The sequence below is a fragment of the Streptomyces sp. NPDC034085 genome (assembly GCF_055575555.1).
In genome coordinates, this window is record NZ_JBVISL010000002.1 from 1,026,127 (window position 1) to 1,041,621 (window position 15,495).

The 15,495-nt window shown below is 72.4% G+C and carries 15 protein-coding genes; 11 read left to right on the forward strand and 4 right to left on the reverse strand.

Translation table 11 applies throughout. The features are described 5' to 3' along the window. Positions 1 to 28: 28 nt before the first annotated feature. A complete protein-coding gene (locus tag ACZ501_RS10080; protein ID WP_468793773.1) occupies positions 29 to 1,042 on the reverse strand; it encodes an NADP-dependent oxidoreductase in 1,014 nt (337 codons plus the stop codon). Positions 1,043 to 1,142: 100 nt separating this feature from the next. Between ACZ501_RS10080 and ACZ501_RS10085 the strand changes: the two genes are divergently transcribed. The 4 genes from ACZ501_RS10085 to ACZ501_RS10100 all read left to right on the forward strand — a co-directional run bounded on the left by ACZ501_RS10085 (position 1,143) and on the right by ACZ501_RS10100 (position 4,835). Continuing rightward, positions 1,143 to 2,027 carry a LysR family transcriptional regulator gene (locus ACZ501_RS10085; protein WP_361604472.1) on the forward strand — a complete coding sequence of 295 codons (885 nt, stop codon included), beginning with the start codon at positions 1,143 to 1,145 and terminating at the stop codon, positions 2,025 to 2,027. Between the two features lie 264 nt (positions 2,028 to 2,291). Then, positions 2,292 to 2,423: a hypothetical protein gene (locus ACZ501_RS10090; RefSeq protein ID WP_361604469.1), complete on the forward strand. Its 132-nt coding sequence runs from the start codon at positions 2,292 to 2,294 to the stop codon at positions 2,421 to 2,423. 59 nt (positions 2,424 to 2,482) lie between these two features. Further along, positions 2,483 to 3,523, forward strand: a complete 1,041-nt coding sequence (locus ACZ501_RS10095) for a 3-isopropylmalate dehydrogenase (protein ID WP_468793776.1) — start codon at positions 2,483 to 2,485, stop codon at positions 3,521 to 3,523. 226 nt (positions 3,524 to 3,749) lie between these two features. After that, positions 3,750 to 4,835 (forward strand): branched-chain amino acid aminotransferase, encoded by a 1,086-nt coding sequence (locus ACZ501_RS10100; protein ID WP_007266756.1) that lies wholly within the window; start codon positions 3,750 to 3,752, stop codon positions 4,833 to 4,835. A gap of 72 nt (positions 4,836 to 4,907) precedes the next feature. On the opposite strand, the gene ACZ501_RS10105 is transcribed toward ACZ501_RS10100, so the two are convergent. Both ACZ501_RS10105 and ACZ501_RS10110 read right to left on the reverse strand, forming a co-directional pair. Next, positions 4,908 to 5,066, reverse strand: a complete 159-nt coding sequence (locus tag ACZ501_RS10105; protein ID WP_361604463.1) for a hypothetical protein — start codon at positions 5,064 to 5,066, stop codon at positions 4,908 to 4,910. Between the two features lie 33 nt (positions 5,067 to 5,099). Next, positions 5,100 to 6,527 carry a cytosine permease gene (locus ACZ501_RS10110; RefSeq protein ID WP_468793779.1) on the reverse strand — a complete coding sequence of 476 codons (1,428 nt, stop codon included), beginning with the start codon at positions 6,525 to 6,527 and terminating at the stop codon, positions 5,100 to 5,102. Positions 6,528 to 6,682: 155 nt separating this feature from the next. Between ACZ501_RS10110 and ureA the strand changes: the two genes are divergently transcribed. The 6 genes from ureA to ACZ501_RS10140 all read left to right on the forward strand — a co-directional run bounded on the left by ureA (position 6,683) and on the right by ACZ501_RS10140 (position 14,263). Next, positions 6,683 to 7,399: an urease subunit gamma gene (gene ureA, locus ACZ501_RS10115; RefSeq protein WP_361604457.1), complete on the forward strand. Its 717-nt coding sequence runs from the start codon at positions 6,683 to 6,685 to the stop codon at positions 7,397 to 7,399. After that, a complete protein-coding gene (locus ACZ501_RS10120) occupies positions 7,396 to 9,138 on the forward strand; it encodes an urease subunit alpha (protein WP_468793782.1) in 1,743 nt (580 codons plus the stop codon). The genes ureA and ACZ501_RS10120 overlap by 4 nt, the downstream gene beginning before the upstream one ends. Positions 9,139 to 9,164: 26 nt before the next feature. Further along, positions 9,165 to 10,211: an agmatine deiminase family protein gene (locus tag ACZ501_RS10125; RefSeq protein WP_361604451.1), complete on the forward strand. Its 1,047-nt coding sequence runs from the start codon at positions 9,165 to 9,167 to the stop codon at positions 10,209 to 10,211. A gap of 30 nt (positions 10,212 to 10,241) precedes the next feature. Next, a complete protein-coding gene (locus tag ACZ501_RS10130; protein WP_361604448.1) occupies positions 10,242 to 10,856 on the forward strand; it encodes a TetR/AcrR family transcriptional regulator in 615 nt (204 codons plus the stop codon). Between the two features lie 331 nt (positions 10,857 to 11,187). Next, entirely contained in the window at positions 11,188 to 12,810 is a 1,623-nt protein-coding gene (cimA, locus tag ACZ501_RS10135; protein ID WP_468793787.1) for a citramalate synthase, read from the forward strand. Positions 12,811 to 12,889: 79 nt separating this feature from the next. Then, entirely contained in the window at positions 12,890 to 14,263 is a 1,374-nt protein-coding gene (locus ACZ501_RS10140) for a hypothetical protein (RefSeq protein WP_468793790.1), read from the forward strand. Positions 14,264 to 14,292: 29 nt separating this feature from the next. Here ACZ501_RS10140 and ACZ501_RS10145 read toward each other — a convergent pair whose 3' ends face one another. Then, on the reverse strand, positions 14,293 to 14,922 hold the full coding sequence (locus tag ACZ501_RS10145) for a YceI family protein (protein WP_468793793.1): 630 nt from the start codon (positions 14,920 to 14,922) through the stop codon (positions 14,293 to 14,295). A gap of 261 nt (positions 14,923 to 15,183) precedes the next feature. On the opposite strand from ACZ501_RS10145, the gene ACZ501_RS10150 reads away from it, so the two are divergent. Further along, positions 15,184 to 15,495: carboxyl transferase domain-containing protein (locus ACZ501_RS10150; protein ID WP_468793796.1), on the forward strand; the 312-nt coding region annotated here is incomplete at its 3' end.

Sequence of the window (15,495 nt, forward strand, 5' to 3'; positions counted from 1 at the left end):
AACTCGGTGAACATCCGGATGGCCGGAATCAGCTGCCGGTCCGTACGAGCATCTTGCCCAGGTTGTCCCCGCGGAGCATGCCCAGGAAGGCCTCCACGGTGCGGTCGAAGCCCTGGACAACGGTGGTGTCGGTGCCGATGAGCCCGCTGCGCAGATGGGGGACCAGGAAGTCCTCCAGCTCGTCCTGGAGATTGGTGTGGTTGCGGACCAATACCCCTTCCAGGCGCAGCGACTTGTGCACCACCTCGAACAGGTTGCGGGGCGCGGCGGGGGAGCGGTCCCCGTTGTACGTCGAGATCGCCCCGACCCAGGCGATCCGGCCGTACTCGCGCAGGGACCCGATCGCCCCCTCCAGGTGCTCCCCGCCCACGTTGTCCACGTACACGTCGATGCCGTCGGGCGCGGCCCGCTCCAGCTGCTCGGCGACCGGCCCGTCGTGGTAGTCGAAGGCGGCGTCGAAGCCGAGGGTCCCGGTGAGGTGGGCCACCTTCGCCGCCGAGCCGGCGCTGCCGATGATCCGGCGGGCGCCGAGCAGCCGGGCGATGCGCCCGGTGGCCGTGCCCACCCCGCCGGCGGCGGCCGAGACGAAGAGGTCCTCGCCCTCGCGCAGGGCCGCGGTCCGGGTGAGGGCGGCGTAGGCGGTGAGGCCGGTACCGCCCAGGACGGAGAGGTACGCATCCAGGGGGACGCCCTCGTGGCCGCGCAGCGTGCGGGTGCCGTCCACGCCCAGGGTGACCAGCGCGTGGGTGCGCCAGCCGGCGCGGTGGAAGACGAGGTCCCCCTCCGCCAGGCCGGGGTCGCGGGAGGCGGTCACCCGGCCCACCGCCCGGCCCTCCAGCGGGGCGTGCAGGTCGAAGCCGTCCGCGCCGCCGTCCATGAGCCCGCGGTGGTACGGGTCCACCGACAGCAGGAGGTTCTCCACCAGGGCGGTGCCGGGGGCGGGTTCGGGGACGGGCGAGGAGACGTACGCGAAGTCGGAGGCGGCGGGGAAGCCGGCGGGGCGGGCGATCTGGTGGACGGCACGAGCGGTGTTCACGGTCATGGCCACGACCGTAGGAAGGAATCCCGCAGGCGGGCAGGGGGTTGCCCTCATGGAAGCCGCGCATCCATGAGCGCGGCTCATACACCGAGGTGGGAACCCCGTGGCCGAACTCGCCCCGCAGGAACTCCGGGTCCTGGTCGCCGTCGCCGAGACGGGCGGCTTCTCCGCCGCGGCCGCCGTGCTCGGGATCAGCCAGTCGGCCGTGTCGCACTCGGTGCGCGGCAGCGAGGGCAAGGTCGGCGCGGTGCTCTTCGAGCGCGGACGCGGCGGAGCCGCGCCCACCCCGGCCGGGGAGCGGGCCGTCGCACTGGGCCGGCGCATCCTGCGGCTGTACGAGGTGCTGGGCGCGGAGGCGCGCGGCGCCGGCCGGGCCCCCGCCGGCGGGGACGCGGTGGAGGGGGTGCTGCGCGTCGCGGCGTTCCGCAGCGCGGCCCTGCACCTGCTGCCGCCCGCGCTGGAGCGGCTCGCCGCGCTGCACCCCGGGATCCGTCCCGAGGTCCGGGTGGTGCGCGAACTGGGGGCCGGCACGGCGGGGGAGGTGGCCGCCGGCCGGGCCGACCTGGGCATCGCGACGCTGGGCGCGCGGGAGGACGTACCGCCGGGGCTGCTGACCGGGGTGCTCACCGAGGAGGCCTACGCGCTGGTGCACCCCGCCGGACACCCGGACCCGAAGGCGCTGCCGCTGCTGGACTGGGACGAGAACTGCGGCTCCTACACCCGGCAGTGGTGGCGGGACCAGGACTGGATCCCCCGGGCCACGGTGAAGGCGGAGGACGACGCGATGGTGCTGACCATGGTCGGCCGGGGGCTGGGCATGGCGATCATGCCGGAGCTGTCGCTGCGCGAGGCACCGGACACCGTCGACATCACCCCTCTGGGGCCGCGGAGGCCGGTGAGACGGGTGGGATACGTCACCACACCGGAGTCGGCGGCAACCCTCGCCGTCAGGGCTCTGATCAGGGAACTCAGGGCCGAGAAGGGCTGAATCCGGAAGGGGCGGAAGGGTCCCTCCGGGCGGTTTCCCATCTCAGATACTAGGAAGTCCGAGTAATTGCGGAGACATACAGCCGGACCTGCCCTAGCTTTGTAGGAGCCGAACGTCTCGCTGATCCTGCGAATGGCGGTCGAGGGCGCGCGCCCACTGGCAGGCAACCCCTGCGGCGCACAGCTCCCCGCCCCTTCCGGCGCCTTGAAGGAACACCCCTCATCCGTGGCCCCGCCACGCCGTGATCCCAAGGAGTCGATCACCATGACCCCCACCACCGCCGCAACCCGCCGCGTCCGCCACACCTCCCCGGCCGACGCCGACCGCAAGAACGCCGCCGCGGCCCTCCAGCGCGCCCTGGACCGCCGTGACAACGGCGGCTCGACCGGCCACTGACTGGTCCGAATGCTGGACGCGATATGTCTGAGGGCTGGGACACGGAGTACGGTTCCGACATGGCGACCAGCATCAATCTCGCAGTGATCCCCGGTGATGGCATCGGCCAGGAAGTCGTGGCTCAGGGCCTCAAGGTCCTTACCGCGGTCCTGCCCCAGGATGTGAAGCTGGAGACCAAGGAGTACGACCTCGGCGCGCAGCGCTGGCACCGCACCGGTGAGACCCTCCCGGACGCGGAGCTCGAGTCCCTCAAGCACCACGACGCGATCCTGCTGGGCGCCATCGGCGACCCGTCGGTCCCGTCGGGCGTACTGGAGCGCGGTCTGCTGCTGAAGCTCCGCTTCGCGTTCGACCACTTCATCAACCTGCGCCCCTCGAAGCTGTTCCCCAACACGGCCACCCCGCTCGCCGGCCGTCCGGAGATCGACTTCGTGGTGGTCCGGGAGGGCACCGAGGGCCCGTACACCGGCAACGGCGGCAGCCTGCGCACCGGCACCCCGGCCGAGGTGGCCACCGAGGTCAGCGTGAACACGGCCTACGGTGTGGAGCGCGTCGTGCGCGACGCGTACGAGCGGGCCAACGCCCGCCCCCGCAAGAAGCTGACGCTGGTCCACAAGAACAACGTCCTCGTGTACGCCGGCCACCTGTGGAAGAACACCTTCGACAAGGTCGGCCGGGAGTACCCCGAGGTCACCACCGACTACCTGCACGTCGACGCCGCGACGATCTTCTTCGTCACCCAGCCCGAGCGCTTCGACGTCATCGTCACGGACAACCTCTTCGGTGACATCCTCACCGACCTGGCCGCGGCCGTGACCGGCGGAATCGGCCTGGCCGCCTCCGGGAACATCAACCCGACCGGCGCGTTCCCGTCCATGTTCGAGCCCGTCCACGGCTCGGCGCCCGACATCGCGGGCACCGGCAAGGCCGACCCGACCGCGACGATCCTCTCGGTCGCCCTCCTGCTGCGCCACCTCGGCTACGAGGACCAGGCGGTCCGCATCGAGGACGCGGTCTCCGCCGACCTCGCGGAGCGGGACGGCACCTTCCGCTCCACCGACGCGATCGGCGACGCCCTCGCCGCGCGAGTAGCCGGCTGACCCGGCCGTTCCACCCAGGAAGCCGCCAGGTCACAAAGGGACCTGGCGGCTTCACCTGTGCGGCCCCCGGGTGTCACCATCTCCCCTGGGCCGCTCAACCCCCGTTTCTCCGATGCCTGCCCCCGCGCGATAATCGAACGCGAGGCCGCGGAATACGGGGAAGCTCGGACGTCCTGGTACGCATGAGCGCGGTCCGCCAAACCCAACCGGTGAAGGACAAGCACTCATGACGACGCCCACGATCGAGCTCAAGCCCTCCTCGAACCCGCTGTCCGACGCGGAGCGCGAAGCGATCCTGGCCAGCCCCGGCTTCGGCCGCCACTTCACCGATCACATGGTGACGATCAAGTGGACCGAGGGCCGCGGCTGGCACGACGCCGAGCTGGTCCCGTACGCACCGCTGGCGATCGACCCGGCGAACATGACCCTGCACTACGCGCAGACGATCTTCGAGGGCCTCAAGGCCTACCGCCAGCCCGACGGCACCGTCGCCACCTTCCGCCCCCGCGCCAACGCCGAGCGCTTCCAGGCCTCCGCCCGCCGCATGGCGATGCCCGAGCTGCCGGCCGACCTCTTCATCGAGGCCTGCGACGCCCTGATCAAGCAGGACCGCGCCTGGGTGCCGGACTCGGGCGAGGCCTCGCTGTACCTGCGCCCGTTCATGTTCGCGTCCGAGGTCGGCCTGGGCGTCCGCCCGGCCAACGAGTTCCTCTTCATGGTCATCGCCTCGCCGGCCGGCGCCTACTTCCCCGGTGGCGTCAAGCCCGTCTCCGTCTGGCTCTCCGAGGAGTACGTGCGCGCCGTCAAGGGCGGCACCGGCGCCGCCAAGACCGGCGGCAACTACGCGGCCTCCCTCGTCGCCCAGGCCCAGGCCGCCTCGCACGGCTGCGACCAGGTCGTCTGGCTCGACGCGGTCGAGCACCGCTGGATCGAGGAGATGGGCGGCATGAACCTGTACTTCGTGTACGGGGACCGCATCGTCACCCCCGAGCTGACCGGCTCGCTCCTGCCGGGCATCACCCGCGACTCCCTCCTCACCATCGCCCGCGACCTCGGCTACACCGCCGAGGAGGGCCGGATCACCACCGAGGACTGGAAGCGCGACAACGAGAACGGCACCCTCACCGAGGTGTTCGCCTGCGGCACCGCCGCCGTCATCACCCCGGTCGGCTCGGTCAAGTCCGAGCGCGCGAACTGGACCCAGGGCGACGGGCAGCCCGGCGAGGTCACCATGAAGCTCCGCAAGGCGCTGCTGGACCTCCAGACGGGCCACACCGCCGACACCCATGGCTGGATGCACCCGCTCGGCTAGGCGTTCCCCGACGCCGAAGGCCCCCCGCGCACCGCGCGGGGGGCCTTGTGGCGTCCGGGGGAGGAGGCGGGGTCAGCGCTCCTCGTCCGCCGCGCCCCCGTCCTTCTTCTCCTCGCGCTCCTTGCCCGTCCCCTGCGAGCCGCCGAGCGCCGTGACGATGTCTCCGAACGCGTAGGCCAGGCCGGCGATGCCCTTGACGACCTTGCCGGCCACCTCTGCGAGTTCCTCCACGACGTCTCCCCGTGTCGTCGGCGGCCGCGCGGTCTAGTCGGCGGCCACCAGTGCCTGCACTGCCGGATCGGCGACGGGTGCCGCCTGCGGCCGTACCGTCAGCGCGGTGTACACCGCGCCGCCGACCAGCCCCGACAGGATGAAACTACAGTCCACCCCGCCGGTGAGGGCCAGCAGAGGGCCCTCGTACACCGGGGTCGACACGGCGGCCAGTCCCACGGCCGCGCCGGCCGCCCAGGAGGCGGTGGCGCGGATGTTCCAGCCTCCGCTGAACCAGTAGACGCCGCCGCGGGCCCGACGGTTGAACACCTGGAGGGCGTCGGGGTCGTAGATCCCGCGGCAGCGCACGAAGCCGATCAGGGTGACCACGGCCCAGGGGGTGCCGATGGCGGTGAGCAGCAGGACGAAGGAGGTCATCGCGGACTGCACGTCCCACTCGAAGGAGCCGAAGAAGACGAACGCGGTCGCGACGGCGGCGGCGATCACGGTGGCCTTCGTACGGGTGGCCCTGGGCACGATGGCGTCCAGGTCCAGGCCCATGGAGTAGAGCATCAGCCCGGCGTTGCCCACCGAGCCGGCCGCCGCGGCGGCGAGCAGCGGGACGAGGTACCAGAAGGGCGCGGCCTCGACGAGCGGTCCGGCGTAGTCGGCGCCGGCCCGGGCGGCGAGGGCGGTGTAGGTGCCGAAGAGCTGCGGGACCAGCAGGCCGACCAGCAGGCCCAGGCAGGTCGCCCAGAACACCTTGCGGGAGCCGTGGCGGCGCGGGGAGACGTAGCGGGTGTAGTCGCCGAGCAGGGTGATGAAGGCGACGGGACCGCTCAGCCCGGCGGCGACGGCGGCCAGCAGCCAGGTCGGCCAGAACGAGCCGAGCAGGTACCCGGTGTCCGGCGGGGCGGCGGCGGTGAAGTCGGGGGCGTAGGCGACGACGCCGAGGGCCAGCAGGGCCACCATGGCGACGGACAGCACCTTGCTCATGCGCAGCAGCAGCCGGTAGCCGAAGACGGCTCCGACGACGGTGCCCGCGGCGAGCCCGCCGTACATCACGGCCCGTGTCAGGCCCGTGTCCGGCAGCCCGGTGAGCCGGGACAGGGTGCCGGCCATCACGTCGCCGCCGATCCACAGGGTCAGCGCGGTGTAGCCGAGGGCGAGCAGCAGGCCGACCACCGAGCCGACCAGCCGCCCCCGTACGCCGAACTGCGCGCCGCTGGAGGTGGACAGGTTGGTCGCGGTGCGCAGGGACACCAGGGCGAGCGGCGCGGTGAAGGCGATGCCGGCCAGGGTGCCGGTCACGATGGCGGTGACGGAGGGCACCAGCCCGAGTCCGAAGGACGGGGGCAGCCAGCCGAAGACGATCACGCCGAGGCAGAGGTTGGAGCCGAGGAGGATCGAGATCAGGTCACGGGGGCCGCTGGTCCGCTCCTCCTCCGGAATGGTGTCGACTCCGCGCTGTTCGATGGGCATGGGGGACTCCCTTGGCAGGGCGGGGATAGTTGCGCGTTCTTTAGAGCGGCATTCAATGTGACCCACGCCTTGGGGTGCGGTCAATGCTTCACGACGCGGAAATCAAGAGTTAGAGTGATGCTCTAACCCATCGACTCAAAAGGTGGTGGATCGGCGTGCGGCTGACCCCTACGGAGCGCGACCGGCTGCTGCTGCGCAGCGCCGCGGAACTGGCCAGGGCCCGGCGGGCCCGCGGCCTGAGGCTCAATGTCCCCGAGGCCACCGCGCTGATCGCGGACACGGTCTGCGAGGCCGCTCGTGACGGCAAGCGCCTGGCGGAGGCCATCGAGGAGGCCCGCGGCGTACTGGGCCCCGACGACGTGCTGCCCGGCGTGGCCGACGTGGTCACCGAGGTGCACGTCGAGGCCGTCTTCGACGACGGATCCCGGCTCGCGGTGGTCTCCGCGCCCATCCGGGGCGCCGCTTCCCTCGGCGACGACGCCCCGGGCGCGGTCGTACCCGGCCCCGGCGCGCCGCAGCCCGAACCGCTGCTCCACCTGCGGGTGCGCAACACCGCCCCCGTGCCGGTCAGCGTCACCTCCCACTTCCACTTCTTCGAGGCCAACCCGCGGCTCGACTTCGACCGCGCCGCCGCCTACGGCATGCGGCTGTGCGTGCCCGCGGGCTCCTCGGTGCGGTTCGACCCGCACGGCGAGGGCGAGGTGGGCCTGGTCCCGATCGGCGGCGACCGGATCGCGATCGGCTTCGCCGGCCTGGTCGACGGCCCGCTGGACGCCCCCGGCGCCAAGGAGCAGGCCCTGGCCCGCGCCGCGGCCTGCGGCTACCTGGGCGCGGCCGCCACCGACGACGACTCGGAAGGGAACCCGGCATGAGCCGTCAGACCCCCCACAGCGACCACAGCGCGCACTGCGCCCCCGGCAGCCGGCACATCGACCCGCACGAGTACGCCTCCGTCTTCGGCCCCCGCGCCGGGGACCGGGTCCGGCTCGGCGACTCGGGGCTGACCGTCCGGGTGGAGCACGACGCCCAGAAGCCCGGCGACGAGTTCCTGGCCGGCTTCGGCAAGACCGCCCGCGACGGCCTGCACCTCAAGGGCGCCGCGGTCCGCGACACCTGCGACGTCGTGATCAGCAACGTGCTGGTGATCGACGCCGTCCTCGGCATCCGCAAGGTCTCCATCGGCATCCGCGAGGGCCGCATCCACGCGATCGGCCGCGCCGGCAACCCGGACACCCTCGACGGGGTGGACGTCGTCGTCGGCACCGGCACGAGCATCGTCTCCGGCGAGGGCCTGATCGCCACCGCCGGAGCCGTGGACACCCACGTCCACCTGCTCTCCCCGCGCATCATGGAGGCCTCCCTCGCCGCCGGTGTCACCACGGTCATCGGCCAGGAGTTCGGCCCCGTCTGGGGCGTCGGCGTCAACTCCCCCTGGGCGCTGAAGCACGCCTTCAACGCCTTCGACGCCTGGCCCGTCAACATCGGCTTCCTCGCCCGCGGCTCCTCCTCGGACCCCGCGCCCCTGGTGGAGGCCCTCGCCGAGGGCGGCGCCTCCGGCTTCAAGGTCCACGAGGACATGGGCGCCCACACCCGCGCCCTGGACACCGCGCTGCGGGTGGCCGAGGAGCACGACGTCCAGGTCGCCCTGCACTCGGACGGCCTCAACGAGTGCCTCTCAGTCGAGGACACCCTGCGCGTCCTGGAGGGCCGGACCATCCACGCCTTCCACATCGAGGGCTGCGGCGGCGGACACGTGCCCAACGTGCTCAAGATGGCGGGCGTGCCGAACGTCATCGGCTCCTCCACCAACCCGACCCTGCCCTTCGGCCGGGACGCGGTCGCCGAGCACTACGGCATGATCGTCTCCGTCCACGACCTCAAGCCCGACCTGCCCGGCGACGCCGCCATGGCCCGCGACCGGATCCGCGCCGGCACCATGGGCGCCGAGGACGTCCTGCACGACCTGGGCGCCATCGGCATCACCTCCTCCGACGCCCAGGGCATGGGCCGGGCCGGCGAGACCATCCGCCGCACCTTCGCCATGGCCGCCAAGATGAAGGGCGAGCTCGGCCCGCTCGAAGGCGACGGCGAGGGCGACGACAACGCCCGCGTCCTGCGCTACATGGCCAAGCTGACCATCAACCCGGCCATCGCCCACGGCCTGGCCCACGAGATCGGCTCCATCGAGATCGGCAAGCTCGCCGACATCGTCCTGTGGCGCCCGCAGTTCTTCGGCGCCAAGCCGCAGCTGGTCCTCAAGTCCGGCTTCCCCGCCTACGGAGTCACCGGCGACCCCAACGCCGCCACCGACACCTGCGAACCGCTCGTCCTCGGACCGCAGTTCGGCGCGTACGGGGCCACCGCCGCCGACATCTCCGTCGCGTTCGTCTCCGCCGCCGCGGCGGCGCTGGGCAGCGACGCGATGCCGACCCGGCGCCGCCGGGTGGCCGTCCGGGGCACCCGCGGGATCGGCCCCAGGGACATGCTCCTCAACTCCCGGGTGGGCGCGGTCGACGTCGACGCGCGCAGCGGACTGGTCTCCCTCGACGGGGAACCGCTGCGCTCCGAAGCGGCCGACTCGGTCTCCCTCAACCGCCTGTACTTCCTGTAGCCCGCACGCCATAAGGACACCCCACCATGACTGCCCAGCCCGCCCAGCCCGTGAACGACGGCTTCCGGATGCCCGCCGAGTGGACCCCCCACGAGCGCACCTGGATGGCCTGGCCCAGCCCCAACCCCACCTTCACCGACGACCAGGAGCTCGCCGAGGCCCGCGAGGCCTGGGGCGCGGTGGCCCGCGCGGTGCGCGCGTACGAGCCGGTGACCCTCGTCGTCTCCCCGGGTGACGCCGAGAGCGCCCGGGCGATCGTCGGGGACGACGTCGAGCTCGTCGAGCAGGAGCTCGACGACGCCTGGATGCGCGACATCGGCCCGACCTTCGTCACCAACGACGCCGGCGAGCTGGCCGCCGTCGACTGGACCTTCAACGGCTGGGGCGCCCAGGAGTGGGCCCGCTGGGACCACGACTCGAAGATCGCCCGGCACATCTCCGACCTGGTCGGCACCCGCACCTACAGCACCCGCCTGGTGAACGAGGGCGGCGCCATCCACGTCGACGGCGAGGGCACCGTGCTCCTCACCGACACCGTGCAGCTCGGCGAGGGCCGCAACCCCGGCTGGAGCCGCCGGGAGGTGGAGGAGGAGATCCACGCCCACCTCGGCACCACCAAGGCGATCTGGCTGCCGTACGGCCTGGCCGGCGACTACGGCACCTACGGCACCCAGGGCCACGTCGACATCGTCGCCGCCTTCGCCCGCCCCGGCGTGGTCATGGTCCACACCCAGCCCGACCCGGCCCACCCGGACCACGAGCGCTGCAAGACCATCGCCGCCATCCTGCGCGCCTCCACCGACGCGCAGGGCCGGCTGCTGGAGGTCGTGGAGGTCCCCGCGCCGACCGTCCTCGAGGAGGACGGCGAGTGGGTGGACTACTCGTACATCAACCACTACCTCTGCAACGGAGGCGTGGTGCTGTGCGCCTTCGACGACCCGCGCGACGAGGAGGCCGCCGAGATCTTCCGCGGACTGTTCCCCGAGCGCACCGTGACGCTCGTTGACGCACGTACGATTTTCGCCGGGGGTGGCGGTATCCACTGCATCACCCAGCAGCAGCCGAAGGTCTGACCCGAGGCGGACCTCGCGAAGGAGTGGGCCATGGCGGCGGGTGGAGTACCGGTACGGGCGGCGCGCAAGAACGCGCCCCCGCGCGAGGACGTGCTCGCCGCCGCCATGGCCACGATCGCCGAGCGCGGGCTGGAGGGCCTCACCATGGCCGGCCTGGGCCGCCAGGTCGGCATGAGCAGCGGCCACCTCCTCTACTACTTCGGCAGCAAGGACGAGCTCCTGCTGCAGACCCTGGAGTGGAGCGAGGCGGCCCTCGGCACCGAGCGGCGGGCGCTGCTCGCCCGCCGCGGCCCGGCCCGCGAGCGGGTACGGGCGTACGTGGACCTGTACGTCCCCGACGGCCCCCGGGACCCGCACTGGACCCTGTGGCTGGAGGTCTGGAACCGGTCCCAGAACGCGGGCCCGGAGGAGCGCGAACGGCAGGCCGCCATCGAGGGCGCCTGGCACCGCGACCTGGTCGCCCTGCTCGCCGAGGGCATCTCGCGCGGCGAGTTCCGCGCCGTGGACGCCGACCGGTTCGCGGCCCGGCTGCGGGCCCTGCTCGACGGATTCAGCATCCAGGTCGCCGTGGGCCTGCCCGGCATAGGGCGCGAGGACATCCTGGAGCACGTCGGCGAGTACCTCGCCGAGACCCTCGCCGTGTAGCACGAGGGGGCGTGCGCCGCCCGGCGGACGGCGGTGCCCGCATGCTGAGACCGGCGTCCACCGTCGACGGACCGTGTGGCACACTGCGGGCGTGTCTGCTCGGCTCATGATTATGGACAGCAGCGCGCCGGTCCTCTGTGACCGCTGAAACCGTGGAAGACCTCCGCGGCAGCGGCCACCGTGCCTCAGACCCGCGCGCAGACCTCTCGCACCCGCGAGGGGTCTTTTCGTTTCCAGGGCGAGAACCACGCCGGAAGCGGGCGGCGCGCGATGATGGGGGCAGTGGATCCCCGGTCTCCGGAACCACTCATCCGACAGGAGTCAGATCAGCATGACGACGACAGAGGCGACCCATCCGACAGGGGCACTCGACGACGCCTTCCACGTCTTCGACACCACGCTGCGCGACGGCGCCCAGCGCGAGGGCATCAACCTCACGGTCGCGGACAAGCTGACCATCGCACGGCACCTGGACGACTTCGGAGTCGGCTTCATCGAAGGCGGCTGGCCCGGCGCCAACCCCCGCGACACCGAGTTCTTCGCCCGCGCCCGGGCCGAGATCGACTTCCGGCACGCCCAGCTGGTCGCCTTCGGGGCCACCCGCCGGGCCGGCGGCTCCGCCGCCCAGGACCCGCAGGTCCGCGCCCTCCTGGAGTCCGGCGCGCCGGTCATCACCCTCGTCGCCAAGTCCCACGACCGCCACGTCGAGCTCGCGCTGCGCACCACCCTCGAAGAGAACCTGGAGATGGTCCGGGACACCGTCTCCCACCTCGTCGCGCAGGGCCGGCGGGTCTTCGTCGACTGCGAGCACTTCTTCGACGGCTACCGCGCCAACGCCGAGTACGCCAAGGCCGTCGTCCGCACCGCCCACGAGGCGGGCGCCGACGTCGTCATCCTCTGCGACACCAACGGCGGCATGCTCCCCGCGCAGGTCACCGCGGTCGTCTCGACCGTGCTGGCCGACACCGGCGCGCGCCTCGGCATCCACGCCCAGGACGACACCGGCTGCGCCGTCGCCAACACCCTGGCCGCCGTCGACGCGGGCGCCACACACGTCCAGTGCACCGCGAACGGCTACGGCGAGCGGGTCGGCAATGCCAACCTCTTCCCCGTCGTCGCCGCGCTGGAGATCAAGTACGGACGCACGGTCCTGCCCGAGGGCGCGCTCGCCGAGATGACCCGCATCTCCCACGCCATCGCCGAGGTCGTCAACCTCACCCCCTCCACGCACCAGCCGTACGTCGGCGTCTCCGCCTTCGCGCACAAGGCGGGCCTGCACGCCTCGGCGATCAAGGTCGACCCCGACCTGTACCAGCACATCGACCCCGAGCGCGTCGGCAACACCATGCGCATGCTGGTCTCCGACATGGCCGGCCGCGCCTCCATCGAGCTCAAGGGCAAGGAGCTCGGCGTCGACCTTGGCGGGGACCGCGCGCTGATCGCCCGCGTCGTCGAGCGGGTCAAGGAGCGGGAGCTGGCGGGCTACACCTACGAGGCCGCCGACGCCTCCTTCGAGCTGCTGCTGCGCGCCGAGGCCGAGGGCCGGGCGCGCCGGTACTTCCGCACGGAGTCCTGGCGGGCCATCGTCGAGGACCGCCCCGACGGCACCCACGCCAACGAGGCCACGGTCAAGCTGTGGGCCAAGGGCGAGCGGATCGTCGCGACGGCGGAGGGCAACGGCCCGGTCAACGCCCTCGACCGCGCCCTGCGGGTGGCCCTGGAGCGGTTCTACCCGCAGCTGGCCAAGTTCGAGCTGGTGGACTACAAGGTCCGCATCCTCGAGGGCAAGCACGGTACGGAGTCCACGACCCGCGTGCTGATCGCCACGACGGACGGCGTCCGCGAGTGGAACACCGTGGGCGTCGCCCCCAACGTCATCGCGGCCTCCTGGCAGGCCCTGGAGGACGCCTACACCTTCGGCCTCCTGCACGCGGGCGTTGAACCGGCCGAGTAGGGCCCGCGCGGCCCGGCGGCCGGAAAGACCGTATGTCCGTCTCGCCCGGGAAAGCGTCCGTTCGGGTAGCGTCGGGAGTATGAGGACCAGGCTGATGTCCATACGCTGTGGATCGATCCTGTCCGGCCTGCTGCTGGCGCTGTCCGCCGGCGCGGCCGGCCTCGCCCCCCAGGCGGCCGCGGCCGAGAGCGGACCCGCCGCCGTGGCGGAGGCGCTCAAGAAGGGCCCCGTCTACGTCGATCCCGGGGCCGCGGCCCAGCTGTCGCAGGCGCAGGCGGACGCGCTGGCCGCGAAGATCGAGGCGGCGGACAAGCCGCTGTTCGTCGCGGTGCTGCCCGCCACCGACGCCTTCCCCGCCGCCGGCGTGCTGCGAACGGTGCGCACCGAGACCGGGATCACGGGCCTCTACGCGATCCGGCTCGGCGACGGGTTCAACGCCGGGGCCGACCCGGTCGTCATGCCGTCCAACGCCGTCCGCAACCTCAGCGCGGCGGTGAAGGCGGGCGGACCGGTGGACGCCGCCACCGAGCTGAACGACTTCGTCGACCAGGCCCTCCCGCAGATGAGGGGCCGCGCCCCGGCCTCCTGGGACGGCGCCGCCGCGGACGGCGGGTCCTCCGCCGGCGCCCTGATCGGCCTCGGCGCCGTGGCGCTGGCCGGCGGGGGCGGCGCGTACCTCGTGGTCAAGCGGAACCGGAAGAAGAAGAAGGAGGCCCGGCGGGAGGCGATCGCCCGGCTCGGGGTGGTCGTGGACGAGGACATCACCGCGTTCGGCGAGGAGCTCGACCGGCTCGACTTCCACCCCGGGGAGCCCGGCGCCGACGACGCCATGCGCAAGGACTACGAGCAGGGCCTGGACTCCTACGAGCGGGCCAAGCGGATCATGGCCTCGGTGCGGGAGCCGCACGAGGTCCAGGGCGTCACCCAGGCCCTGGAGGACGGCCGGTACGCACTGGCCCGCCTCGACGCCCGCCGCCGGGGACGGCCGCTGCCCGAGCGCCGCCTGCCCTGCTTCTTCGACCCGCGCCACGGGCCGAGCACCGAGGACGCCGCCTGGGCCCCGGCGGGCGGGGCGGCCCGCACCGTACCGGTCTGCACGGCCGACGCGGTCCGGCTGCGCGACGGCCTGGACCCGGCGGTCCGCACGGTCGACACGGACTTCGGCCGGCGCCCGTACTACGACGCCGGTCCGGCGTACGGCCCCTGGGCGGGCGGCTACTTCGGCGGTGGGATCCTGCCGGGCCTGCTGATGGGCACGATGCTCGGTTCGATGATGGCCGGGCCTGCCTACGCCTCGGACTTCGGCGGCGGATACGGGTACGACGGCGGATACGAGGGCGGGGACGTCTCGGGGGCCGACTTCAACCCGTCCGACTTCGGCGGCGGGGACTTCGGCGGCGGGGGCGGCTTCGACGGGGGCGGCGGCGGGTTCGACGGCGGGGGCGGCTGGTAGCCGCCCCCGGGGTCCCGTGCCGGAGGGGATCAGGCCTGCTTGACGGCCGAGATGTCGAAGGTCAGCTTCACCTTGTCGCTGACCATCACGCCGCCGGCCTCCAGGGCCGCGTTCCACGTCAGACCCCAGTCGGAGCGCAGGATCTCGGCGGAGCCCTCGAACCCGACGCGCTCGCTGCCGTAGACGTCCGTGGCGGAACCGGCGAACTCCAGGTCGATGGAGAGCGGACGCGTCACGTCCTTGATCGTCAGCTCGCCGGTGATGCGGTACGCGTCCGCCCCGAGGTGCGCCGCCGAGGTGGAGCGGAAGGTCATCAGGGGGAAGAGCTCGGCGTCGAAGAAGTCGCTGCCCAGCAGGTGGGCGTCACGGTCGGCGATGCCGGTGGTGACCGAGGCGATCTTGACGTCGATGGCGGCCGTCGAACGGGACGGGTCGGAGCCGTCGAGGCGGAGGGTGCCCTCGTGGTCGGCGAAGCTGCCGCGGACGTTGGTCACCATGGCGTGGCGCACCGTGAAGCCGATGCTGCTGTGGGCGGGGTCGATGACGTAGTCACCGGTGAGCGCAGCGAGCGCCGGGTCGACCTCGAGCGTGGCGACGGCCGAGCCCTGCTCCTGGACGGGGGCGGGGGCGGACGGGGTGCGGCGGGTGAAGAGACCCATGACTTCCTCCTCGGGAGTCCTGCAATTGGTTGAACTTTCAACAAGGGAGACGCTAGACCCATTCCATTCAAATTTCAACTTCCTTGCGGTGTGTGGCGCTCGGATCCCCGTTTTTGTCGGACCCCTACAAAGGCCGCCGGTTTGGACTGGGGGAGTCCATGCATGCTCCGCCGGTTCTGTCCGGGACGGACAGCGGACGGGGCCGGAGACTGTGTAGAACCGACGGAGGGTTTTGATGGCCACGCTTCGTAAGGTCGGTACATGACCGTTGTGGACCAGACTCCGAGCGAGCCGACGGACGCCCGCGGGCGCGTGGCCGAGCTTCACTCCCTCCGCGAGGAGGCCCGGCGCGGCCCCAGTGACCGGGCGACCGAAGCGCAGCACGCCAAGGGCAAGCTGACCGCGCGCGAGCGCATCGCGCTCCTGCTCGACGAAGGTTCCTTCCGGGAGGTCGAGCAGCTGCGCCGGCACCGGGCGGCCGGTTTCGGGCTGGAGGCGAAGAAGCCCTACACGGACGGTGTGATCACCGGGTGGGGAACGGTCGAGGGCCGGACGGTCTTCGTCTACGCGCAC

Excerpts from the sequence above, each read along its gene's own strand:
- ACZ501_RS10120 (WP_468793782.1), top strand. The coding sequence starts at position 7,396 with ATGAGCCGTCAGACCCCCCACAGCGACCACAGCGCGCACTGCGCCCCC.
- ACZ501_RS10090 (WP_361604469.1), top strand. The coding sequence starts at position 2,292 with ATGACCCCCACCACCGCCGCAACCCGCCGCGTCCGCCACACCTCCCCG.
- ACZ501_RS10110 (WP_468793779.1), bottom strand. The coding sequence starts at position 6,527 with ATGCCCATCGAACAGCGCGGAGTCGACACCATTCCGGAGGAGGAGCGG.
- ACZ501_RS10130 (WP_361604448.1), top strand. The coding sequence starts at position 10,242 with ATGGCGGCGGGTGGAGTACCGGTACGGGCGGCGCGCAAGAACGCGCCC.
- ACZ501_RS10080 (WP_468793773.1), bottom strand. The coding sequence starts at position 1,042 with ATGACCGTGAACACCGCTCGTGCCGTCCACCAGATCGCCCGCCCCGCC.
- ACZ501_RS10140 (WP_468793790.1), top strand. The coding sequence starts at position 12,890 with ATGAGGACCAGGCTGATGTCCATACGCTGTGGATCGATCCTGTCCGGC.
- ACZ501_RS10095 (WP_468793776.1), top strand. The coding sequence starts at position 2,483 with ATGGCGACCAGCATCAATCTCGCAGTGATCCCCGGTGATGGCATCGGC.
- ACZ501_RS10100 (WP_007266756.1), top strand. The coding sequence starts at position 3,750 with ATGACGACGCCCACGATCGAGCTCAAGCCCTCCTCGAACCCGCTGTCC.
- ACZ501_RS10145 (WP_468793793.1), bottom strand. The coding sequence starts at position 14,922 with ATGGGTCTCTTCACCCGCCGCACCCCGTCCGCCCCCGCCCCCGTCCAG.
- ACZ501_RS10125 (WP_361604451.1), top strand. The coding sequence starts at position 9,165 with ATGACTGCCCAGCCCGCCCAGCCCGTGAACGACGGCTTCCGGATGCCC.
- cimA (WP_468793787.1), top strand. The coding sequence starts at position 11,188 with ATGACGACGACAGAGGCGACCCATCCGACAGGGGCACTCGACGACGCC.